This window comes from Acutalibacter intestini (assembly GCF_034334985.1).
Classification (GTDB): Bacteria; Bacillota; Clostridia; order Oscillospirales; family Acutalibacteraceae; genus Acutalibacter; species Acutalibacter intestini.
In genome coordinates this window covers 168,246-193,030 of the sequence record NZ_JAWXXL010000006.1, presented here as the reverse complement: position 1 = coordinate 193,030, position 24,785 = coordinate 168,246, and the positions used below count along the sequence as shown (strand labels likewise).

The 24,785-nt window shown below is 48.9% G+C and carries 15 protein-coding genes and 1 pseudogene; 3 read left to right on the top strand and 13 right to left on the bottom strand.

Annotated features, from left to right (window positions below):
• Positions 1 to 409: 409 nt before the first annotated feature.
• The 7 genes from U8U68_RS07425 to U8U68_RS07395 all read right to left on the bottom strand — a co-directional run bounded on the left by U8U68_RS07425 (position 410) and on the right by U8U68_RS07395 (position 10,566).
• Positions 410 to 1,495, bottom strand: coding sequence for a Gfo/Idh/MocA family protein (locus U8U68_RS07425; RefSeq protein WP_322200200.1), 1,086 nt, complete (start codon positions 1,493 to 1,495; stop codon positions 410 to 412).
• Between the two features lie 150 nt (positions 1,496 to 1,645).
• A complete protein-coding gene (locus tag U8U68_RS07420; protein ID WP_322200199.1) occupies positions 1,646 to 3,274 on the bottom strand; it encodes an extracellular solute-binding protein in 1,629 nt (542 codons plus the stop codon).
• A 70-nt stretch (positions 3,275 to 3,344) separates the two neighbouring features.
• A complete protein-coding gene (locus tag U8U68_RS07415) occupies positions 3,345 to 4,250 on the bottom strand; it encodes a carbohydrate ABC transporter permease (protein WP_322200198.1) in 906 nt (301 codons plus the stop codon).
• 25 nt (positions 4,251 to 4,275) lie between these two features.
• Positions 4,276 to 5,223 carry an ABC transporter permease gene (locus U8U68_RS07410; RefSeq protein WP_322200197.1) on the bottom strand — a complete coding sequence of 316 codons (948 nt, stop codon included), beginning with the start codon at positions 5,221 to 5,223 and terminating at the stop codon, positions 4,276 to 4,278.
• Positions 5,224 to 5,488: 265 nt separating this feature from the next.
• Positions 5,489 to 7,237: a cache domain-containing sensor histidine kinase gene (locus U8U68_RS07405; protein ID WP_322200196.1), complete on the bottom strand. Its 1,749-nt coding sequence runs from the start codon at positions 7,235 to 7,237 to the stop codon at positions 5,489 to 5,491.
• A 16-nt stretch (positions 7,238 to 7,253) separates the two neighbouring features.
• Positions 7,254 to 8,852 carry a response regulator gene (locus U8U68_RS07400; protein WP_322200195.1) on the bottom strand — a complete coding sequence of 533 codons (1,599 nt, stop codon included), beginning with the start codon at positions 8,850 to 8,852 and terminating at the stop codon, positions 7,254 to 7,256.
• Positions 8,853 to 9,297: 445 nt separating this feature from the next.
• Positions 9,298 to 10,566, bottom strand: a complete 1,269-nt coding sequence (locus U8U68_RS07395; RefSeq protein WP_322200194.1) for an FAD-dependent oxidoreductase — start codon at positions 10,564 to 10,566, stop codon at positions 9,298 to 9,300.
• Between the two features lie 438 nt (positions 10,567 to 11,004).
• Between U8U68_RS07395 and U8U68_RS07390 the strand changes: the two genes are divergently transcribed.
• The 3 genes from U8U68_RS07390 to U8U68_RS07380 all read left to right on the top strand — a co-directional run bounded on the left by U8U68_RS07390 (position 11,005) and on the right by U8U68_RS07380 (position 15,293).
• Positions 11,005 to 12,303, top strand: a complete 1,299-nt coding sequence (locus U8U68_RS07390; RefSeq protein WP_322200193.1) for an FAD-dependent oxidoreductase — start codon at positions 11,005 to 11,007, stop codon at positions 12,301 to 12,303.
• Positions 12,304 to 12,777: 474 nt separating this feature from the next.
• A complete protein-coding gene (locus U8U68_RS07385; RefSeq protein WP_322200192.1) occupies positions 12,778 to 14,154 on the top strand; it encodes an alpha-L-fucosidase in 1,377 nt (458 codons plus the stop codon).
• 296 nt (positions 14,155 to 14,450) lie between these two features.
• A complete protein-coding gene (locus U8U68_RS07380) occupies positions 14,451 to 15,293 on the top strand; it encodes a DegV family protein (protein WP_322200191.1) in 843 nt (280 codons plus the stop codon).
• Positions 15,294 to 15,518: 225 nt separating this feature from the next.
• Here U8U68_RS07380 and U8U68_RS07375 read toward each other — a convergent pair whose 3' ends face one another.
• From U8U68_RS07375 to U8U68_RS07350, 6 genes and pseudogenes are all read right to left on the bottom strand, one after another.
• Positions 15,519 to 16,316 (bottom strand): MBL fold metallo-hydrolase, encoded by a 798-nt coding sequence (locus tag U8U68_RS07375; protein WP_322200190.1) that lies wholly within the window; start codon positions 16,314 to 16,316, stop codon positions 15,519 to 15,521.
• A gap of 82 nt (positions 16,317 to 16,398) precedes the next feature.
• Positions 16,399 to 18,252 (bottom strand): DNA helicase RecQ, encoded by a 1,854-nt coding sequence (gene recQ, locus U8U68_RS07370; RefSeq protein ID WP_322200189.1) that lies wholly within the window; start codon positions 18,250 to 18,252, stop codon positions 16,399 to 16,401.
• A complete protein-coding gene (gene pepF, locus U8U68_RS07365; RefSeq protein WP_322200188.1) occupies positions 18,249 to 20,054 on the bottom strand; it encodes an oligoendopeptidase F in 1,806 nt (601 codons plus the stop codon). The genes recQ and pepF overlap by 4 nt, the downstream gene beginning before the upstream one ends.
• Positions 20,055 to 20,175: 121 nt before the next feature.
• Complete coding sequence (locus U8U68_RS07360; protein ID WP_322200187.1) at positions 20,176 to 22,860, bottom strand: YfhO family protein; 2,685 nt, start codon at positions 22,858 to 22,860, stop codon at positions 20,176 to 20,178.
• A 123-nt stretch (positions 22,861 to 22,983) separates the two neighbouring features.
• On the bottom strand, positions 22,984 to 23,952 hold the full coding sequence (locus U8U68_RS07355; RefSeq protein WP_322200186.1) for a glycosyltransferase family 2 protein: 969 nt from the start codon (positions 23,950 to 23,952) through the stop codon (positions 22,984 to 22,986).
• A gap of 482 nt (positions 23,953 to 24,434) precedes the next feature.
• Positions 24,435 to 24,590, bottom strand: a pseudogene (locus U8U68_RS07350) (site-specific integrase); the annotation flags it as partial.
• Positions 24,591 to 24,785: the final 195 nt, after the last annotated feature.

Sequence of the window (24,785 nt, the reverse complement as noted above, 5' to 3'; positions counted from 1 at the left end):
CACCTGACTGCGTATCTGCTTGAGCCCTTCTTTTCCCACTTTCCGCAAATCGATATATTCCATATCCCTATTATATCACTCTTCCTCTCTTTTTCCTAGCTTTTTGAGCGGGAGTAATACCTTCCTTCATTTTAATTTTCATTTCAAATCATAGCATAAATTGAAATGAATATCAAGTAATATTAAAAGCGTCTGTGGTGGTAGTATCATATTTGCAATATTTGCACAAAACAGCCCCTGATACCACCAAAGGTACCAGGGGCTAGAGATGCAACAATATATAAACAAAGCACATGAAAGAGCTGTACTAAATCCTCCGCAAAATTTTATGCCGTGCGGGGTGATCGCTTACTTTTATTATATCAACGGAAAATGCTTTTTTAGCAGTAAGCCAGTTCAACTTATTTATTCATTCATCTGCATTACTTAGTCTGACTTCCACATGTTGTTCCGCAGAATCATAAACTGCCTGCATCAATTCTGCCGTTTTCGAGAAAGTCTCAATATGAGAGGGAAGCTGCTCTCCGGTTCTAATACAGCGCACAAAAGCATTGATCTCATTCTGGAATTTCTCCCGCTCATTGGCCCCAAAGTCATTGGCAGTATACTGGGGAACATACTGAATCAAGGCGCCGTTTTCCGCTGTAAAGTAGGTAAAATCCTTTCCATAAATAAAGCGGATGCCGCCCTTATCCCCCATAAAATCAATAAATTCCTCATCCATATTGATGTTCTGTGCCCATGCACCGTTCAGGGTGATCACGGGCCCAGTGGTGCGGACTAAAGCGGTAACCGAGTCATCCACATCATAGGTGCCATTATAGTCCGGCGGTCCTGCCCACATTTTGGTAAACACATAATCTTCCATATTTTTTCCCAGCTTGCAAAAGGTCTCACCACTGACGGTTTTTATATCCGGGTCTCCGCAGCAGTACATCACAATGTCCAAATAGTGTACGCCCCAGTCGATTAAAGCCCCACCTCCCGCCAGAGCCTTGGTGGTAAAGGCGCCACCCAACCCTGGGATAGAGCGGTGTGCCCGAAAACTAATGTACACATGATGCACCTCACCCAGCTTACCCGCATCAATATATTCCTTAATGTGGTTGACATTGTCCGCAAAACGATTCACAACACCTATGTTCAGCACTTTGCCGGTCTCCCGCTGAACCTTTAACATCTCCAGGGTTTCAGCATACGTTCTGGCAGCAGGCTTTTCGCATAGCACGTTTTTTCCGGCATGCATAGCATCTATGGAGATTTGAGCATGCACGTGGTTTGGAGTGCACACAGAAACCGCCTCCACCTCTGGGTCGGACAACACGTCATGATAGTCTACTACTGCGGCGCCGCAGTGATATTTCTTCACAGCGGCCTCTGCTCGGGCGGGGATAATATCACAAAAGTACTTGATTTCCGCGTCAGGATTATTCAGATAGGATGGGATATGGGCGTGGTTTGCAATAGACCCGCATCCAATAATACCTACTTTCATTTCTATCTATTCCTCTCTTTTTCTTGATTTATTTTAGAGAGAAAGACCTTTTGGAAAAGGAATTTCATGGGGCTGTTTTCCTTCCAAAAGGTCTTTCCTTTCGCACATATATCTAAGAGCTTTTATTACATTATAGAAGAAGCCTTGGGCTTATTCCAGCGTATAACCATAATCAGCATAGTAGGTATCCCGATATTCTGCCCACCATGCGTTGACTTCCTCCTTCACTTCCGCACCACCGTCATTCATGTACTGCTGGGCAAAGGTCTCTAGGGTATCCACCGAGGCGGTACCACAGATCACGCTCACCTCAAAATCACTGACAGCCTGCTCCAGACTAGTGGTGTATTCGCAGTAAATAGGCAGCAGAGGAGAAATCTTCATGGGATCGATCTGCACAATATTAGTGCCTTCCATCATCTTCACAGCCGCATCGTAATTGCGAATATCCTTCTTCAAGCGGCACTGCTTCCAGTAAATAGGATACATCTCATCGTCGGCGCCTATCAGGAAGTTAGAGCCATAGTTCAGCTCTTCCAGGAAGGTGGGAGCAATGGGCTCATACTCTGTATCCGAAATCTTTTTGTGAGTATAACCCTCTTCGCCAATGGTAGAAATCTTAAAGGTTTCATCCTCCAACTTGGCGTTAATATACTTCATAGCGTCTTCCTGATGAACCGAAGCAGCCGGAATAGCGGAGATGGCATTTAGACCAGTGGTTCCACCCGCTGCGGCCTTGCCTTTAGCGTTTTTAATGGGCCCAAAAACATCCATGGCGGCTCCTTCAATAGCGCCTACCAAAGCATCTTCTGTGGTACCGTAGTTATTAGTGGAAATGCCCATGACCACAGCAGCCTTGCCAGAGGTGAACTTCTCCACTACAGTATCGGCCAGGTTGGTGGGATAATCCACATCCAAAAGCCCTTGAGAATATAGATCTGCCATAAAAGTCAGATATTCCTTATAGCGGGGATCCTCAACCAAAGATGTAAGAGTGCCATCCACATCATTCCACTTAAAGTATAGGTCAAAAGCACCCATCAAATAAGACATATCACTGGTGGGACAGATGGAGAAAGGCGCCACAGAATCTCCATATTTTTCCTTAATAGCCTTCAAATACTCTACAAAACCATCTCGAGTATCCGGAAATTCCATGTTGATTTCTTTAGCCATATCCGTGCGCACATAGAAAGGACACCAGGCATTGCCCTCCGGCACCACAGAAGGCTCCAGATTGGCAATAATAAAGCGTTTGCCATCCACTGCGGTCATATCCCAGCATCGCTGATTCACCTTTGCTTCAAGGTTTGGGCCATATTGAGCGATTAAATCGTCCAACTCGGCTAAAGCACCCTGGCGGGCCCATTTATCCATTTGAGAACGCACAGCAGTGGAATAACTGATAGTAAAGATGTCGTAGTCAGAGCCGCCAGCCAGCTTTAGATTCAGCACGTCCAGCATATTCTCCTTGGGCAGCATCTCATAGTTAACAGTATAGCCTGTTAGCTCCTTCATTTTCTTGGTAATATAATACTCGTTAGGATCATAATCGCCGGACTGAATCAGCATTTTCAGCTCAGGTAAATCATCCTGAGTATTTGCGTCCGAGCTGGCAATGCTTTCCTCTTCTTTTTCTTTGCTACTCTCTGAAGAAGAGGTTGTACTGCTGTTCGGGGTAGTGGCGGAAGAACCGCTATCTCCGCCGCAGGCAACTAAGGTCAGCAGCATGGCCAGACACACTGCAAAAGCAATGGCCTTTTTCAGGTTCGTTTTCATGTTTTTTACCTCCTTAAAAATATATTGTCAATTCCGCAAAAGCGAAACAGCGACAACCAAAACTAGAGTTTTATCCCTTTACAGATCCCATGGTAATCCCCTTAACAAAGTACTTTTGCACAAAAGGATATACAATTAAAATAGGAACTGTTACAGCTACTACCGCTGCGGAACGGACTCCCTCTGGAGATGCATTCATCTCATCATCTATGTTCATTTGAAGGGAATTCGCCATCTGAGAGGACTCCAAAATCATCTCTCGAAGATACAGCTGCAAAGGCTTTAGCTGGGGTGCAGTAATGTAAATCATAGCGTTAAAATAGTCGTTCCAATACATCACCAAATAGAACATTCCGATGGTGGCAATCACGGGGGTTGACAGGGGAAGAATAATCTTTAGCAGGATTGTAGGGTTAGAGGCACCATCAATCTTTGCGGCCTCTTCCAAACTTTCCGGGAGCCCCTCATAATAGTTTTTGATAATCAGCATATTATAAACACTAAGCATAATGGGCAGAACCAGGGCGAAGATATTGTTAATCAATCCCAAGTTTTTGATTAACAGATAGGTAGGAACCATTCCACCGTTAAACAACATAGTGAACACAAAAAACACTAAGACTGGCTTAATAAAAGGCAAGTGTTTTTTGGAAAGAGGATACGCAGTTAACACTGTAATAATCAGGGACAATATGGTACCCATCAAAGTGACAATTACCGAAGTTTTAAAGGCATTCTGAAACACATTAGAGCCCATAATACTCTTTAAAGTACCCATCTGAAACTCTACAGGATGGAAAGTAACTCGTCCAGCAATAACAGCAGATTCAGAGCTAAATGCTTTTGAAACCACATTCAAAAATGGGAACAGAGTGGCTGCCACCATAAGTAAGACTACAAAGTGACAGATCACAATAAACACCATATCCTGAATCGGATCCTTAATTCTTTTTCTCTCAATCTCTCTGGTTTTCATATATAAAATACCCCATTTCTTATCATCACCAAATACTGCGTCCGGAAACTTTTTTACTGATAAAATTACCTAAGACGGTTAAAACAAATCCAATCACAGAGTTGAACATACCTACGGCAGCAGAAAAACTATATTGCTGTTTTCCCAGGCCTACCCGGTATACATAGGTCTGAATAATATCCGCCACTTCATAGACAGCCGGATTGTACATGGTAAGCACCTGATCGAATCCTCCGGACAAAATACTACCCAATTTTAAGATAAACATAAGAACAATTGTGGAAGAAATTCCCGGTAAGGTAACATGCAAAATCTGTTGAATTCGGCTGGCGCCATCCACTCGGGCGGCCTCATATAGTTCCTGATCCACCCCAGCAATGGCTGCAATATAAACAATAGCGCTCCAGCCCATCTCTTTCCAGGTATCGGTAATAACCAGTACAGAGCGGAACCAACTCGTATTGCTCATAAAGGCAATAGCTTCACCACCGCATGCTTTTATAATCTGATTTACAATACCATTAGACGCAGATAAAATATTGATAAATAGCCCCGACACAATAATCCAGGAAAGAAAATGCGGTAAGTACACAATAGTCTGAGATACCTTCTTTAGCGGCGTGAAACGGATCTCATTAAGCATAATTGCCAATAAAATCGGCAATGGAAATCCAAAGATAATTTTATAGCTATTAATTAGCAGTGTATTTCGAAAGATCCTGTAAAAATCCGGCGATGCAAAGAGCTTTTGAAATTGTTGAAGTCCCACCCATTCACTCTCTAAAAACCCCTTAAACACATTAAAATCTTGGAAAGCCATGACCAGACCGCCAATGGGGATATATTTAAAAACAATCAGATAAGCAATGCCGGGAACCAACAATAAGTAGAGACTAATATTTTTGCGGACAATGGTCAGAGCACCAGAATGATTCAGACCTCCACAGTCCTTTTGTTGTATTTTTTTTCTCATGAAAATATCTCCCCCAAACAATGTGTTTCTCCTAAACTAGAAATATTTTATCAAATTCGAAAGTGAATTTGAATGGAATTTTTATCGATTTCTTGGACAATCTTCCTTATCTCAAACAATATTGCTATTTTCCCATAGATAAATTGCAAATTTTTTACCTTTTTATACCCAGCGTTCTAGAGGTGTTAACTTTTTAAAAAATTCATCACTCTATCACAACATGAATGTTTCTTTCAAGATTACTGGGTGTATAAAGGCCAGCTGGCTACAGTTCTAAAGTGATTTCTACTTCTGTGCCTGCCTCATCTGAGCGAAAATGAAGCACTGGATCTGTACCCAAAAAGAGCTTGAGTCTTTCGTAAATATTGTGCAATCCAAAGCCATCCTTTCCTCCTTGCAACATAGATTCCTGTAGACGCTGCACATCAAAACCCACTCCATTATCCCACACCTTTACTCTTGTTGTGGTCTCTGTCTGCTGAGCTAAAACTAATATCTTTCCTTTGTGATTTCGTTGTTTTAAAACCCCATGTATCAATGCATTTTCTACAATGGGCTGTATAGACATTTTAGGCAAAGTAATATCCCGTATCAACTCATCTGTATTAATTTCAAAAGTAAATTTTCCCGCATTGATTTCATTCTGAATCTGCAAATAAACCCGACAAAATTCCAGTTCTTCACTCATATGAATATTAATGTTTCCATTGTTTAGAACCAATCTAAAATATTGTGCAAGTAAACCAATCTGCCGATTAGCTACCATGTCTCCCCGCTTAATTGCTGCCCAGTTTATTGTATCTAACGCATTATATAGAAAATGGGGATTTATCTGGAATTGCAGTGCTTTTAGTTCGGCCTTTTTCTCATTGATTTCCCTCTGCACAGATTGTTCTGTCATGTCTTTTACTTTCAACATCAGTCGATTAACATTTGCAGTAAGAAAGTCTAAATTATTAACTCTCTTTCTCAAATTCGGCTCTAAATCACTTACATTATGAGCATCCAGACTATCTGTGATGGCCTGGATCTTTCTGTCATAATGATGGGTAACAATTAGAACAAGACATAAAACCATTACCAAGAAGAACACGGCAAAAAGAGTAATAATTAATATAGTTGTTGTTAAAAAAGAAGATGTGGTATCTGTGCCAAGCGCGTTAACATCAACAAGATAAACAATAAACCATCGAGATGAGTCCATCTGCGAATAGGCATAATATGCATTTCCTTTTTGAAACACGCCTTGTTTTTGTCGCAGCTCATCTGTCGTAAAAATATTTTCTCTCTGATCCTCCACACTGGAATAAAGGGTTTTCCCAGTGTGATCTACTAGAAAGTAATCAAACGTGTTGGAAAGGGAAATGTTTGTAAACAGTTTTTCGATATCGGAATATTTCATATCAACTTTCAAATATGCGATTACTTGCGTGATGTCATTTGAACTATAGACCGGTGAAATATAGCTTATACTGGACGGAGGCCCGCCATCTGTTTGATTACATACCCAGGATAGCTGTGATGGCAAACTACCGTCCTCTGCCACATCATACATTTCATAAAAGGTTTCGATATTATGAAAATAAACCCTTTGACTGGAATAGCTTTTTTTACTATCTACATATAGCTTTGCCTCTAAGCCTTGAGAGATATTGATGATCTCTTCCATAATCATTTGCATCTTCTTCGCGTCACGATAATCTGTATAAATATCAGTATTTTGACGTGATAAAAGCTCGCGCACATTGCTATTTGTACTAATTGTTAATGAAATATTTGCCATTTGTTGAAACTGAAATGAGGCGTTTGAACTTATCTGGGAGACCATTTCCTCTGCGGTTTGCAATGTGACATCTTGAATTTTTTCATTTGCCGTGCGAGACATTAATAGCAACGCGGCAAGTGTAGGAACTAAAACAAATAAGGAGTACACCAAAACAAACTGCATCTTCATGGAGTTATTCTGGTAGACTCTGCTAAGAAATGACTTAAGTTTCCGTTTCTTTCGTTTCATACTTATACCCTTTCAGTCAAATGTTCAAGTTCTTACGGTACTGTGATGGGCTGATGCCAAAGTGTTTCTTAAATATTCTAGTAAAATATCCGGGGTCGCTGTATCCCACCATATCCCCTACTTCGTTGACCTTGCTTTTTGGGTCTCGCAATAAATCTGCGGCCTTATAAATTCGGATTTTTGAAAGATAATCCATAATGGTTTGGCCCGTGCTCTGTTTAAACAATGTGCATAAATACGCCTTACTAATATTCATTTGTACCGCCAGCTCATCCAGAGTCCACTGCTTTGCATATTCATTCTGTAGCAACCGCTTCACTTGATTGGTTACATTTCCATATGTTTTGTTCTGGCTTTCCCACATGTTTTGAACAGCGCCATGAAAATATGAAACCAGGCACTTCTTCAAACTCTCCACATTTGTCTGTCGGAATATCTTCCCTATGGTCTCGTTCTGCTTTTTCATATCCATTGTATCCTGATCGCTGAGAGCTGTATAAATCTTCTGCACAAAATGAAAGCAAAAGTTCTTAATATCTTTTTCGTCAATAGCGTCCACGGACAGAAGCCTAATAAATATTTGCTCAACTTCTGTTTCAATCTTTCCCTCTTCCATATAATTGCCAATGTCCAGATGGAGGCCGTCCAGATAGTGGTACATGGAGTTCATATCCGCAGGTTCCTGCTTCTGAGCATCTGTTGCAATATAAACGCCGCTTCCGTGAATAAACTGGTCTCTTTGAACCGAGAGTGCCATCTGAAATGAATTGGCTAAATCCATAAAGCCATGTCCTAAAGTCCCCGCCACAATAGAAACAGGTATTTGTAAGGTGTCAAATATAGTCTCTCTAACTCTCTCGTAGAACTTTGTCACACCTTCTAATTCCAGATCCACCCCTTGAACAAAACCCACCAGCTGTTCTTTATCCTCTTGACAAACAAAGCCTCTCCATTCTTGGCTGATGAGCTCCGATACAATATTTCCTACCGCAAAAGTGTAGAGATACTTTTCTTTTTCCGAACTGCTGAAAGTCTCATACTCTGTAACACGGAGAATAAAGACATTAACCGGCTCTTCTTCGTCAATATCTAGCCCAAGAAATTCCAAATCTCTACGGGTGGATTCAACACTCTTTGCCCTTGAGCCCAGTAGGCGGAGAAAATACTTTTCCTTTAATAATGGAATACTACGGTAGAGGAGCACTTCCATTTTCTCTAGTTCATTTTTCCGAGCCCGATTTCCATCCAGTTGTGTTACAATCCGCAGAATCGCCTCCTCTAATTCCGCAAAATTTACAGGCTTTAGGATGTAGTCCTCGGCATGAAACCGCATGGCCGTTTTCAGCATCTGTACATCAGAATATCCGCTTACAAAGAGCACCGGGATCCGCAGTCCCGCCTCCCAAAGTTTTTCGATCAATACGGTCCCGTCCATATGGGGCATTTTCACGTCGCAGATCAAAATATCTGGGCGGCAGGCCAAAATTTTTTCCAGGGCAATGTCCCCATCCTCCGCATCACCAATAATCTCTATTCCATACTTATTCCAATCAAAATAGTTTTCCAGCCCTGTGCGCACTGTTTCTTCATCGTCTACGATAAAGGCTTGATACATTCTTCATCCTCCTGATCTGTGATCCCATTTGCTAATAGGCAAATTGTTAGCAAATGACCGGTAAACAAATTTCCAAATAAGGAAAAGCGGGAGAACCAACCTCCCGCCCTTTGTCTATCTTACCGGGAACAAGGAACAATCTCAATAATCCCCGCCACCCTCGTTATCTTAGCCTTTGCAAAACAATGGACGCACCCATGTCATGCTCTCTAAAACTAAGTATTACTTAAATATCTTGGACTTATCTCCCCATAAAATTTCCAATTTCTTTAAGGCAATACCGCACAATTCTAAGTACCGTATTGCACAGTCAGATTTTTCTTCCGAGTGTACAGATTGAGCGCCGTCCATCTCACCATTGACCAGCGAACGCTGTGCGCTATCACGGAAAATCTGCAAGCAAGACGGTGCTTAAGGCGCCACCCGCGAATGGTGCGGGGTTGCCTTAATACATAGCGCCGTTCTTCTTTAGCAGCCCATGCAGGGCATCAATCTCCACCTCTTTGGGAGAAACTGATTTTTTCACAGCCAAAGAAGCTGCCAAGCCCGCCGCTTCGCCCAGGCAGCAGACAATGGGCAGAATGCGGGTAGAAGCCTGGGCCTCATGAGTTTCAGAGATACACCGGCCCGCCACCAAAAGATTGCGAATCTCTTTAGGCAACAGAGAACGGTATGGGATAGAGTAATACTGTCCCTCTGGGAAATAATAGTGGCTTGTACCGCCGCCCTCTGGGTTGTGGATGTCAATATCATAGTTTCCCAGGGCGATAGAGTCCTCGAACATTTTGCAGGATACCAGGTCCTCTTGGTTTAGAACATACTCGCCCACCAACTTGCGGCTTTCCCGAATACCGATCTCCGCACCAGTGGACAGCAGACAGGCATTTTGGAACCCATCGATATTCTCCCGCAAGAAGTCATAAAGCTCAAAAACATACTCCCGCACCTCAATTTCCGCTTTGGTAAGGTCCTCTGGGTCTACAGGGTTATATTTTACGGCGCGGGTAGAGTTAAAATGCAGCACTCCATCCATCACGGTGTGGAAAATCAGCACACATTCATAGTGGTTCTTAATCTTTCCCTGTTCCTTAAACTGCTGGTAAAGGGGTGTGATTTTCTCCCGGTTAGCCAGATATTTCTCAATATCAACATTGCCCAGCCGGAAGCACAATGTCATAGGCTGGCACAGATGGTCCCTCTCTCTTCCCAACACATAACCACAACCAGCCATTGCCCCCAGGGCCATGTCCCCGGTAGCATCGATGAAAATATTTCCTTCTATCTCCTGAATGCCAGAGGCAGCACTGGCCACCTGAATGGACTGTATCTTTCCGCCCTCTGTTTTCACCCCCACCAAACAGCAGTGGTACAGCAGATGTACCCCGCTCTTCAAAGCCATACGGTTTAAGATAATCTTTAGGTATTCTTCGTTAAACGTATTGACATTCGTATGCCTTCTGTTAGGATGGTATTGATCTGAAAAGCGGTTTAGTTCCTCCCGTATTTCCAGAAAAATCCCCTGAGAGAGCTCTGTAAAGACGCCATTGATCTTTGTGGCATTTACCATAAAGGGGTTGACCAAAGAATTCCCCGCGGCCCCGCCCAGAGAGTTCCCCTTTTCCACCAGCAGCACGTCTGCGCCCTCTCTGGCTGCGGCAATGGCCGCCGCGGCGCCGGTAAACCCTCCGCCGACCACTACAATGTCATGTTTCATAATGATATTGCTCCTTTCACTTGTGGGCTTTATCTTATTATGGAGAATTCACGCTCCTTTTGCAATGCACTGAATTTGAAATAATAGGATAATCTTTTGAAATCAAACGGACACTAGAACCGCTTATCACCACACATAGTCTAGAGCTTGTTTGAAAATAGAGGAAATGACGAATTTTGGGCCAGAAGGGGACAATTTCAAGGAGAAGAACCGCTGTAGTTAGCTGCGCTAACTACGTCACTCTGGCGATTGACGAGGATTTTCGACGTAGAAAGCGGCCTCTTCTGGCCCCAAAAGACGACGTTTTCGATTTTTCAAACAAGCCCTAGATGCTCAATCGCAAAGAAGATAATTGTGAACACGGCTCTTCGTCTTTTGAAATGAAATACCGCATAATCTGTCAGGCTTCAGCCACTCTATTAGCAAAGAGGTGATCGTATGGACTCAATTTGGACAAACGTAAATGGTTTGCCCCAGTTCCATCCTTTAAAGGGTGATCTGCATACCGATGTACTCATTATAGGCGGTGGAATGGCGGGGGTTTTATGCGCCCACCAACTGGCAAAGGCCGGTGTGGACTATGCCCTGGTAGAAGCCAACTGCATTGGCAGCGGTATTACCAGGAATACTACTGCAAAGATTACATCCCAGCATGGTCTAATCTATGATAGATTACTCCAAAAATCCGGCGCGGAAATAGCAAGGCTGTATTTACAAGCAAACCAGGAAGCATTAGGCAAGTTTAAAGAGCTTTGCCAAGAGATTAACTGTGACTTTGAGGAAAGAGACGCTTTCGTATACTCGCTGGACGACCGAGAAAAAATTGAGAGAGAGGTAGCGGCGTTGAAGCATCTAGGCTTTGCCGCCTTCTTCCATACAGCGCTACCTCTGCCCTTCCCCATAGCAGGAGCCATTCAGTTTCCCAGTCAGGCACAGTTCCATCCCCTAAAATTTCTATACTCAATCGCCCGAGATCTGAGAATTTTTGAGCACACAAAAGTGCTGGAGCTGATGCCTGGAAAAGCCCGAACCACAAGAGGGACAATAATGGCAAAGAAAATTATCATTGCTACGCACTTCCCCCTTTTAAACAAACACGGCGGTTATTTTCTCAAACTATATCAACAGCGTTCCTATGTGTTAGCCCTGGAGGGCGCGCCGGATATAGGTGGCATGTATATAGATCAACAGGTATCCGGACTTAGTTTGCGCAATTACGGCGGTCTCCTACTGTTGGGAGGAGGAAGCCATCGAACGGGAAAATCCGGCGGTTGGCAGGAGCTAGAGTCCTTTGCCCAGCGTTTTTATCCTGGCGCAAAGGTTTCCACTAAATGGGCCACGCAAGACTGCATGAGTTTGGACGCAGTTCCTTACATTGGCCAATACTCTAAAAATACACCCAATCTCTTTGTTGCCACAGGCTTTAACAAATGGGGAATGACCTCCTGCATGGCTGCCGCTTCTTTGCTAACAGATTTGGTTCTTGGCCGCAAAAACGAATACGCCCACCTGTTTCGACCATCACGCAGCATCTTTTGTCCACAGCTGGCCTATAATGCCATAGAAGCCATTGTAGGTCTATTAGCTCCCGCGGGTCCCCGCTGTCCACACATGGGCTGTGCGCTGAAATATAACGCCGCAGAGCACAGTTGGGACTGTCCCTGCCATGGCTCTCGGTTCGATAAGAATGGTAGACTTATAGATAACCCAGCAACCGATGATAAAAAGAAAATATAGCCTTTGCTATTTCCCTCTGACACCCTCTTCTCTGTCCTATGTTTCTATTTTCTCTGAACTCCCTTTTTCAGAAAAATTCATCCTGTTTTTAACTAGAGCTTGTTTAAAACCTCGAAAACCCCGTCTTTTTGGCCAGAAGAGGCCCTTTTCCGCGTGGAAAATTCTCGTCAACCGCTCGGTTGACTTGCGGGGTTCTCCTTGCAATGGACCGCCTCTGGTCCAAAATTCCTCTTTCTCTCTATGTTCAAACAAGCCCTAAAAGAAATGACGGACTTCTGGCGAAAAGACGCCTTTGATAAATTCCTCCCAAAAACCCATGGCCTGATCTATTTACAAAACAAAAAAATCACTCTATAATAGGGTTGGACCCTGCGCCCCGAAAAGCGGCCTGGAGCCCGGTCGTGCCGGAACGGGAGCACGTTCCGCCGGCGCAAAATTTCTGACCAATTTATGGAAAAACAGGAGGAAAATGAGATGATGGAATTTCTTCAACAGACTGCCCAGGTAAAGCCCTCGGCCCGGCAGCTAGCCTGGTACGAAATCGGGCAATATGCCTTTATCCACTTTGGGGTGAATACCTATACGGACAAAGAATGGGGCGATGGAACAGAAGCGGAATCCATCTTTGACCCCAAAAAACTGGACTGCGACCAATGGGTTCGGGCCGCCAAATCCGCTGGGCTAAAGGGCATTGTTCTCACTGCCAAGCACCACGACGGTTTTTGTCTATGGCCCTCTCAGTACACGGAGCATTCGGTGAAAAATTCACCGGGAAGCCCGGATGTGGTCCGGGCCTGCTCCGAAGCCTGTGCCCGATGTGGGCTAAAGTTTGGCTTTTACCTCTCCCCCTGGGACCGAAATTCCCTGCTGTATGGTACAGAGGCCTACAATGACTATTTTTGTAACCAGCTGGAAGAACTGCTTACCGGCTACGGCCCTATCTTCTATGTATGGTTCGATAATGCCTGCGGCGAGGGACCTGGCGGAAAAAAGCAGGTTTATGACTTTGACCGCTATTTCCAGCTGATTCGGAAGCACCAGCCCCAAGCTGTGATCTTCAACGACTACGGCCCCGACGTGCGCTGGTGTGGCAACGAGGCCGGAAAGCCCCGGCGTTCGGAATGGGCTGTGGTACCAAAAGAGCTCTGCAAAAATGCCCCAACCCAAACCGGTCCTGGCCCTCTGGCAGACCAAGGTACTTTGGACTACCTTTATAATACAGAGGAAATGGTAGGCGACCTGCCGGTGATCCTCTATTCCAAAGGCCTGGTCTTTACCCCTGCGGAGATAGACACCTCCATCCGTCCTGGGTGGTTCTGGCACCCCCAGGAGGAGCCCCACAGTCTGGAACGGCTGTTTCACATTTGGCTCTCCAGTGTGGGGGCAAACGCGGGGCTAAACCTGAATCTTCCCCCCAACCGGGATGGGCTCATTGACCAGCGGGACGTGGACCGCCTAGCTCAGCTGGGCGAACTGCTTGAAAAGGAGTTTGGACACCCTTTAAAGACCCAGATGATTCCAGAGAAAACCGAACATACCACCCAGCCTGTCTACCGGATTCAGGTGCCAGAAAACTGCCCAGAGGTGCGGTATGTAGAGCTGCGGGAGGATATTGCCCAGGGGCAGCGGGTGGAAAGCTTTCGGATTGAGGCCCAAAGCGAAGACGGCAGCCGCTTCCCCCTGTTTCAAGGGACTACCATTGGCAACCGAAAGATCTGCCAGCTGGCAGATCCCTTTGCGGATCAGAACCAACTGACGAGAACGATTGCCACCGGAGTCCATTCCATCCGGGTGCGGGTCACAGCTGCCCGGGGTCCAGTGGCGATGAAAGAGATTATCCTATACGCTTGACCGCGCAATGTGTTTTACTTATCTTAACGCTTCGTAGCAAGGTTCGGCTGGTGAGAATGGGCAAATGAGCGCCAACAACTAACTACTATATGGTAAAGGATGCGTGGTAGGAATTGGAAAAACTATTTTGCTGGGTATGGGAGCATTCTATGCCAATGGCACACAGCCGCCAAGCATGACGGCTGCCGAGAAACAGCCTCTTACCTCCTTGCCAGATTCATCTAAATATGTTATGATAAAGAAAAGTCTTGTCCCCGCGTTTTCCTCTGAATGCTGGGACGAAAGGAATGGTGTCCATGTCCATCCGCATTATCACAGACTCTGCCTCTGACATTGTCTCCCCACAGCGGGACTATGTTACGATTCTTCCCATGACCATTAGCTTTGGGGACCGGCATTACCAGGACGGAGTAGACTTGACCCACCGCCAATTTTACGAGCAGCTTATTGAGGGCGACACCCTGCCCCTTACCAGTCAGGTGAGCCCCGGCCAGTTTGCCGACGCTTTTCGAGATGCGGTAAAAGAAGGACACTCGGTGGTGGCTGTCACCTTATCTCAAAAGCTTTCTGGTACTTGGCAGAGCGCCTGCTTAGCTGCCCAGGACTACCCAGGACAGGTGTTCGTGGTGGACAGTGCAAACGCTACTATTGGAGAAATGATTCTGGTGGAACGGGCCCTGGAGCTAGCAGACCAGGGACTGGCCGCAGAAGAAATCTCCGGAATTTTGGAGGAGGAGAAAAAGCGGATCCGGCTCATTGCCCTGCTGGACACCTTGGAATATCTAAAGCGCGGCGGGCGCATTTCTCCCACCACGGCTCTGGTGGGTGGGCTGCTCTCGGTAAAGCCCGTGGTGGCTGTACAAGAGGGCGAAGTGGTCGTGTTAGGCAAGGCCCGGGGTTCTAAAAATGGAAACAGCTTGCTGGTGCAGGAGATCGAGAAAACCGCTGGGGTAGATTTTTCCCGGCCCTATTGCCTGGGCTACACGGGTCTGAGCGATGCGGTTCTACAAAAATATATTGCAGACAGCCGTCAACTATGGCAGAACCACACCGACACCCTCCCTATTTGCACTGTGGGCGGGACCATTGGCACCCATGTAGGACCTGGCGCGGTGGCTGTGGCGTTTTTTTGCAAATAGGATTTTTTTTGCAAATTCTTTTATCTTTCCTCAAAAACACAGAATATGGCGGGCAGAGTATATAAAACACCCTGCCCGCTAAAATTTATACGCTACTACAGCTTGTGGCTAGATGGCATGGACACATTATAGACAAAAAAACTTCAAAAGATTCAAATTACAAGTTCATCGACCTATATCCCGTCAAACATGCCCATGAAGGTGGCAAGGATATATTTTCCTTAATTAATTGTCATCATAAAGCCGCTCTGGATCGTAGCAGAAGTACGTGGTAACCCCATGGGCCTCGCGATGGAACTCCAACTTATCTCCCTGCCAGGGTTCTTTTGAAGGCTCACCTTGCAGGCTTCTATCCAGCAATCCCTGAACAATAAAAAATAAATCTTCTATGTACTGGCCAGTCAGTTGCACCGGGGACTGATTGCGGTGCCCAGGGTAGACAAGCAGCTGGGGGCACTGGCGGATATTCTGACGCAGGGCCTCTAGGGATTCCTTCAGCCGTACCAGAGGGCTGCAGCAAGGCAACTGCATCCAGATAAGACCTCCCCCACCAATAGCATCCCCCGAGAAAAGCAACTGGCGCTCTTTATCCAGTGCCGCCATAGAACCCCTGGAATGTCCATCCAGGCTAATGGTCTCAAAGCAAAAACCGCCCAAGTCAAAGACCATGCCAGGGGTCAGGTCCAAAAACCAGTCCGGCTCTTGGCCGTAGTCCATCGTTTCCTTTAGCAGAGCATAGTCCAGACGGCTCATATAGATCGGAACCCCAGCCTGGTGCAGCTCCTCCACGGCTACACCCGCGTGGTCCAGGTGTCCGTGGGTGATGAACACAGAAAGGGGCTTTGGGGTAATTTTTCGAATTTCCTCATAAAGGCCGGTGACAGTTTGCAGGGCGTCCACCAGCAGTGCTCTTTCTGTACCAACAATAAGATAGGCGTCCACATAGGGGCCATTTTCGTTAGCCTCATTGAACTGCCAGATATTTTCAGCAATCTGGACCGGGGGCTGGACATGATTATTCATAGTTTCTGCCTCTCTTTTATTATAGTTTATCATAGCTGTAAAGGGCTGTCAAATATTCAGCTGCCTGAACAGGCAATCTTATTTAGATTTGATCTTTCTTCCACTGGACAATTTTTTCTATAAACAGCTTGCCATAACGAACCGCCTTGACCTCCCCCACTCCGGAAACCTGCCGGAACTCCTCCAAGGTCTCAGGCTGTTTGACCGACATATCCATCAAGGTAGCATTGCTGAATACCGTATAGGCAGGGGCTCCCTGGGCTACAGCCAGCTGGGCCCGCAAGGCCCGCAGGACTTCGAACAGACCCATATCTGCCGAAGGGGAGAACGCCCCCTTTTTTGCCGGAACTCTGGCGCCGGTTTTGGTGGCTTGGGTCTGAACGCTGCGCTGTACATAGACCACCCGCTCCCCTTGGAACAAAACCGCTTTTGCTTGGGCTGTTAGCCGCAATACCGGATAGTCCTGACCGTCCAGGTAGAGGTAGCCCTTATCCAGCAGGCAGTCTATGTACCCCCGAATCTGCGAGGGCTTTATTTCCCGCATAATGCCATAGGTGGGCAACTGGTTTAGATCCAGCTGGCGTACTTTTTGGGTGTTTCCGCCGTGGAGCATTTGCACAACCAATGCGGCTCCCAGGCTTCGGCGGTACTTTTTCTCCACACGGGCCACGGCGGAGAGGATCTTCTGGGCTTCCACTGTAATGTCCCACATCTCCACCACGCCGGTGCAGTTACCACAGTTTCCGCAGCGCGCCGGAGCCTCTTCGCCGAAGTACTCCAGCAGCCGGGCCCGCAGGCAATCCCCAGTGCGGCAGTAACCCTCCATCTGCTCCAAGCGGCTCAGGTCCTGACGCCGTACCTGTTCCCGCTCATCCGGAGAGAGCGCCTGGTTCTCAGAGGCATTATTAATCAGGAACTTGGCCGTGTACACATCCCCTGGAGAAAAAAGCAGCACACAATGGGCGGGCTCCCCGTCCCGGCCGGCCCGGCCAGCCTCTTGGTAATAATTCTCTATATTTTTAGGCATATTATAGTGCACGACAAAGCTTACGTTAGACTTATCAATGCCCATGCCAAAGGCGTTGGTGGCCACCATCACCCGGGCCTGATCAAAAACAAAAGCCTCCTGGTTGGCCCTTCGCTCCTGATCCTCCAAACCTGCGTGGTAGCGGGTAGCAGACAGATGGTGGTCTAACAGCTGTTGGCACACAGCCTCCACAGTTTTGCGGGTGGAGCAGTAAACAATGCCGCTCTGCTGAGACCGCTGAGCCACATAGTCCAGCAGCCAAGCCTCCTTATTCTTTGGCCTGACCACCTCTAGGAACAGATTAGGCCGGTCAAAGCCTGTAGCGGCTCTCAGAGGAGAGACCAGGGGCAGCAGCTTTTCGATGTCCTCCCGCACCTGAGCCGTGGCTGTGGCTGTAAAGGCTCCTACCGCCGGACGTCGAGACAGGCTGGCGATAAATTGAGAAATGCCCAGATAGCTGGGGCGGAAGTCTTGGCCCCATTGGGAAACACAGTGGGCCTCGTCTACAGCCAACAGGGGCACCTCTACCTGCCGGACCAAGGCCTGGAACCCTGGGGCATTCAAGCGTTCAGGCGCCACGTAGAGAATCTTATACTCCCCCCTCCGGGCCCGCCGCAGCACCTGGTCCATCTGCCCGGAGGTCAAGGAAGAATTGAGAAAAGCGGCGGGGGCCCCAGCCTGGGTCAGAGCGGCTACCTGGTCCTTCATGAGAGAGATAAGCGGCGAAACCACCAGACTGAGCCCAGGCAGCAACAGGGCTGGCAGCTGGTAGCAGACGCTCTTCCCCGCGCCGGTGGGCATCACCCCCAGCACGTCTTGGCCAGCCAGCAGGGCGTCTACCAGCGCTTCCTGTCCAGGGCGAAAAGCCTGGTGGCCAAAATATAGCTTTAAAGCTTCCGTCTTGTTCACACCTGGTTCAGCTCTTCCGTCAGGGCGCAGATCTCGTCAATCATACCGCCAATGGTCTCAATCGTGTCCAGCAAAGGCTCATCAGTGGCAATGTCCACCCCGGCCATTTGGGCCAGTTCCAGGGGCGCGCCGGTGCTGCCCGCAGCTAACACCCGCTTCCAGTCCTCCACAGCGGGCTGACCCTCTTTCTCTATGCGTTTGCAGGCTTGGGTGGCCACCGTTAGGCCCGCGCTATAGGTGTAGGAATACAGACCCATATAGTAGTGGGGCTGGCGCATCCAGGTCAGTTCCGCGCCCTCGGTCAATTCCACCGCATCCCCCCAAAAACGCTCCAGGGTTTCCTTCATCAACCGGTTCAGGGTCTCGGCCTGGAGGCTGCCGCCCTGATCAACAATTTTATAGACTTCCCGCTGGTAGGCAGCCTCCAGCAGGTGGGTAACAAAGTTGTGATAATAGGTATTACCCACCATATTGCTGAGTACCCATCGCCGGAAGCGCTTGTCATTGCTGGTGTTCAGCAAATAGTGGCCCATAATCAGCTCGTTCATAGTAGAGGGAGCCTCTACAAAATAGGTGGAGACCTCTGTGTCGAACAAAGACTGGGCTTTGTTGCAAGCCTTAAAGTGCCCTGCGTGGCCCAGTTCGTGGGCCAGGGTAAACACATCGGACATCCGTTGGTGCCAAGAGAGAAGAATATAGGAGTGGTTGCCATAGGGACTGGCGCAGAAGCCGCCGGTAGATTTACCCTGGTTTTGGGCAAAGTCCACCCAGCGTTCCCGGTAGGCGGCGCGGACCATCTCCCCATACTCTTCACCTAAAATGGACAGGCCCTTCTCAATATACTGCTTAGATTCCTCCACTGTAACGGCAGGGGCATAGTCCGGGTCCACAGTAAGCTTTAGATCCGCATAGGTCATGGAGTCCAGGTTGTGGATCTTTTGCAGCAGCCGGGCGTATTTTTGCATATGGGGGGCCAGCTTTGTCATAATCAGGCCGATCTGCCGGTCATACATCGCTCGGGTTACCTGCTGGTCGAAGAGCAGGTAATCAAATACAGAATGAAAGCCCCGCAGGGTGGCTAGGGTCTTTTCCGTCTGCACCGCGCTTTGATAGGCGGCGGCAGTGACATTTTGGTATTCCCGCAGCTTCTGAGAAAAGGTTCGGAACGCCTCTCGGCGCACAGCGGTACGAGGGTCATATTCATAGTTATCCTCAAATAAGGAATAGCCCAGAGGGTATTCCTCTTCCCCAGCGTTGAAAGAGGGAAAGCTCATGTCCGCCAGTTTGGCCATATTGTATACCGTATACGGGGTGTTCAGGGTAGGTCCTAGGGCGGCAAGGACCCGTTCGGTCTCCGGCTGAAGCTGATGAGGCTTCCAGCGCAGCAGCTTTTTCAGATAACCACAGCTGGGTCCCCCCTGGGCCACAGCCGCCTGTAGGGTCTCTTCCGGCTGGGCGATAATTTCGCTGTCAATAAAGCTCAGGCGGCTTAGAAGTTCAGAGCTCAGCCGGGACATTTTCTCGTCCTCCTCCTGAAGCTTTGGGTCTGTGAAATCCACCGAAGCGGCCAGGTTCCGGTAGCTGCCGGTCAGGGTCAACAGCCGGACCAGCTCCTGGTAGCCCTCCAGGCAGTCCAGAATGCGCTGGGGAGTGGTCAGATTGCCCGGATAGGTCTGCTCCAGCTCCTGGGTCAAGGACTTGGCTTTTTCCACATCAGCTAAAAAAGCCTCCTCGTTGGCATAGATGGCCGACAGGTCCCAGGTCAGTTTTACGGGCACATCTTTTCTCTGTAATAATTCCATGACGCTTCTCCTTTTGGGGTATATTTTCTATACACGATATTTAGCTTAGGTGATACCATCCGGCAGTCGCCGGCTTACAGGCAGGCATATATGGGACGTGCGAGAGAAATGCTTGAAAGGCTTAAGGATAAGAACGTGACGGACGCTCCCGGTGGTCGATCCCGGAGTTCCGGCGCTTTATGACCTTTCGCCAAGCCCACAGAACCAGCAACAATGTAGCCGTGGCCCCAGAGATGGCGGCCCCCAACCAGAATGGGCGGCAGCGATAGGTCATTACCACCTGGTGGTCTCCCGCCGGGATCTCCACACCGCACAGGCCGCATTGGATGTTCCGCAGGATAGCTTTTTCTCCATCAATAGTTACGGACCAGTTCTCGTTATAGGGGATGGAGATAAAGGCCATACCCGGGCTCTCCCGCCGGGTGGAAAAGGAGATACGGTTGGTCTCCCGTAAAATATCTTGAACGCCGCTCTCCCTTAGCCGAAGGGTAGTTTCCTCTAAAAAAGAGGGGTCCACCGCGTAGATTTTCATGGAGTCAAACCTGTACTCGCCCTCCCAGTTGAACTTTAGCCGGATAACGTTCTGTTCCTCTGGCTGATAGCCCACGCTGACTAGGAAGTTCTGGTACCCGCAATAAAAGCGATTCACCGGACGGGCGGCGTTCAGCACGTTTGTTGTCTTGCCGCAGCCCGCGAAAAAGGCGATCATCCCTTTTTTGGGATCGGCCATATTACTCTCCAGGCCGTCGAACACCACGCACAGCTCCTGCCCCTTTATAGGCGCGAATTCCAGGTCCACGTGGCCCTGGTCCTTCTCCACCCGAATCATCCCCTCTTCCACCCGGGCGTTCTGGCTGGTCTCCTGCCGCCAAATAAAAGGCAGCTCCTCAACAGTCAGGTCTGTCTGAGCTTGGGGCAGAGTGGTCTCGTCCTCTGTCACAGCGGCCTGTAGCATTAACTGCTGAAGTGCAAAGGGAGACTCCGCCTCTTGGAGAGAGGCCACCCCATCGTACACCGTGACCAGGGGTAGGGCGTATTCGTTTTCATAGATCTCATAGCCGTCCTGTGCCGCTGCCTGGGTGGTAAAACCATAAGGCAGTTCATGGGTCTTGCCCGCCTCAATAGCATAATACCGCACGCCTAATAGGCTCATCATCATACTTTGCCACCTGGGCCCATAATACTGCTGGCCGCAGGAGCGGTTGTAGTACATGGCCCCCTGGAACTGGGTGGTGCCCGGGTCGATCATGCTGTAGTAATAACTCATAGTACCGTGGCCCGAGAGCAGAGCCCGGTTATAGGGCTGGGTGGGGCTGCTGTCGGTGCGGTAGTTGGGGTCCTCCACCACCTGCTCCATCAGGGGCTCTACCACCCCCAGCCGCTGGGCGTTGGCCTGGGTGCGGCTCATGTAGGCGGTGTAGTTGCCGGCTTCATTCGGCCAGAATAGGCTGGTTCCAGTCACCAGCACTCCTGCCGCAGCCAAGAAGGACACTGCTCCCGGCAGCCAGGTGCGAAGCTTCTCTCTTCGGCTATAGGCAGCTACCAGCAGGTAACTCGCCCACAAAAAGGCCAGCTGGCACCAGGTGGTAATTTTTATGGGCGAGGGCAGCAGGCAGAGCCCTGTTAGTAAAATCAAAAGTCCACCGGTCATCCCCAACTGCCGCCTGCCCAGCTGGCCCAACAAAGAAAACCCCCGGGCAAAACAGAAACAGATTCCTGCGATAAAGGCCCAGATCCACCGGTTGGTCACATAGCTAAAAGCATTGAACATAGATCCGAAAAAGGGCACCAGAGTAAAGAAGAGCAGCACGGCCATGCACAGCTTTTCCTCCCGAAACTTTCCTTTGGGAGCAGTAAGGGCCAGCAGAGCAAAGACCAGTACTGCTCCGCTCAAGGCCACGTAGAAATAGTGGTACTCGTAAACAGAAACTAATCCTGCCGCATAGTGGGTGAAGTAGGCTTTTGAATACAGTAACAAATCTTGCTCTACAGAGAGCAGCCGCTCGGACTGGAGCACAGAGCTGAGACAAGGCAGCAGGATGGGCGCGGCCAAGGCGGTACCGGCCAGGGCCCAAAGAAAAAAACGCAGTATCCAGCCTCCCAGGCAACGCAGGGGCTGGCCCCAAAACAGAAACAGGTACCGCAGCAGGGCATACAGCACCACCAGAATCACCAGCATATAGAAAAAGTAGAAGCTGCTCACCGCGCTGTGGAACACCGCCAGAACAAACAGCTTGGGGTCCTTTCTCTTGTAGAGGCGCTCTACCCCCAGAAGCAACAGGGGCAAGTCGATCATGGGGATGGAAAAGGCGCTGTGAAAGATGGCGGGCCGCAGCCCATAGCCAGAGAACACATAGGCCACCGCCGCCAAGGCCCCGGGCAGGGGGGCACAGTCCCGTTCCTTTAAAAAGGCGCAAAAGGCCAGCCCTGCCAGGTACAACCGCAGGGCAATCATTAAAGAGTAGCCATAGGGGGCCAGAGAGGCTGGAAACAGGGCGCTGAGCAGCGAGAGGGGTTCGCCGATGATATAATAGCTTAGGGTAGAGAACACATCAACCCCCAGTCCGATGCTGTACTCCCACTGGGGAAACTGAAAGCCTTTTCCCACAAAAAAAGAGGCAAAGGCCCGGCGTAGCTGTTCGCCGTAGTAAAGGAAAGAAGGGTAGTGCTGCATACTGGAGTCGCCCTGGTAGATAAAGGTCTTGTGGGTAAGGAAGAAGGGCCCGAACACCAGCCCAAAGCACAGGGCAAAGCAGAGGGTATAGACCCAAAGGGGGTGTTTTTTTAGCTTGTTGAGATATTTCATAGGCGCTCCTTGTGGGTGGAGATTTTTGAGGTAGCGGGTAATGTGTGCAAGGCCGCGAGACGCTGTCTCGCGCTATGCAGGGGCCAAACGTCGCTCCTGAACCTGTCAACTGATTCCCGTCTTTCAGGTTGGAGCTTCTTTATCGTCGCTGCTCTCCCGCAAAAGGTAGATGGGCCTATGCTTGGCCTCTAGATAAGTCTTTGCCAAATACTGGCCGATGATGCCCAAAGACAGCTGAATGGACCCACCGATCAGTAGCAAAAGACAGGCCAGGGTGGGAAAACCCGCCACCGGGTCGCCCCAAATTAGGGTCTTGACAAAGATTACCAGCATCCCCACAAAAGCCGCCAGGCAGAACAGAATGCCCAAAATAGAGGCAATGGAAAGGGGCGCGGTAGAAAAGGCCACAATGCCGTCGATGGAGTAGAGCAGCAGCTTCCAGAAGGACCAGGAGGTCTCGCCGGCCACCCGCTCGACGTTTTCGTAAGGAATCCACTTGGTGCGAAAGCCCACCCAGCCGAAAATACCTTTAGAAAAGCGGTTGTACTCGTCCATTTGCAGCAGGGCGTCCACCGCCGGGCGGCTCAGCATCCGAAAGTCCGAGGCCCCGTCCACAAACTCCGCCTTAGAGATTTTGTTGGTCACCTTGTAGAACATCCGGGCGAAAAAGGAGCGGATGGGCGGCTCACCCCTGCGGTCCACCCGGCGGGCGGCGGCAATGTCATAGCCCTCATCCCGCAGAGCCAGAAACATCTCCTCCAGCATAGCGGGGGGATGCTGAAGGTCAGCGTCCATTACCACCACATAGTCGCCCCGGGCGTGCTGAAACCCGGCAAACAGCGCCGCCTCTTTGCCGAAGTTCCGGGAAAAGGAGAAGTACCGCACCTGGGGCCCATCTCCGGGGTCTTGGGCAGCAAAGCCCCGCAGCACCGCCAAGGTGCCGTCCCGAGAGCCGTCATCAATAAACAGCACCTCGCAGGCCAGCTGGTGCTTGTCCCGCAGCCCGGCGGCGGCTTTCCGCACGGCGGGCAGAAAAAAGGACAGGGCGGCCTCTTCGTTATAGCATGGGACTATAATAGAAAGCAGTTTCATCTTAATGAGTTACTCCTCTCAGGGGTCGCGTCCCGACGGGGCGCGTAGCTTAAGGCAATGCCGCACAATTCTAAGTACCGTATTGCGCAGTCAGATTTTTCGTCAGAGTGTACAGATTGACAAGCGAAAGCTGTGCGCTATCACGGAAAATCTGCAAGCAAGACGGTGCTTAAGGCGCCAGCCGCGAATGGTGCGGTGTTGCCTTAAGGTTTATTTTACCATGAAACGGCAGGTTTGGCAATAGGCTCTTCGGTCCAGGACTGTTCAAGTGTGTTGCTAAAAGGGGAAGGATATGAGCCTGTAACCCAATGCCAGTAGAAGATTGAGCGTCTATGGTATCGGCATTTTTTCAGGAAATTTATACTAATTTTCATTTGTCAATCAACAGGTCCTCTATCCCCCGGAAATTCAGTGTCTTCACGGCTTTTGGGCCTTGCCTGCCTGCCCTTTTCCCTTATGAGAGAATTTAAGGGAAAACCTCGTCAGCTGTTGGTCACTACCTTGTCCAGAAGTCTTGCGCTGGAACGCTTTGCCTCCCTGGTGGCGTGGGCATAGATGTGCATGGTCCTGTTGACATCCGAGTGACCCAACAGCTCCTGCACATCCTTGGGGGCCGCGCCGTGGAAGAGAAGATTACTGGTGAACGGGTGCCAATATAATCATCAATTATGTTCAATATTTGGGCGCTTCTGCGCCTTCGCTGTGCGCGGATAGGCCCTGATATTTCAGGATATTCAATATTTTACACCCTTACAACGCCGGTAGCCGCTGGGGGCGTTTGCAACACAGGGACTTGGAAATTAACTTTCAAGGGACTAATACACCCTATCCGG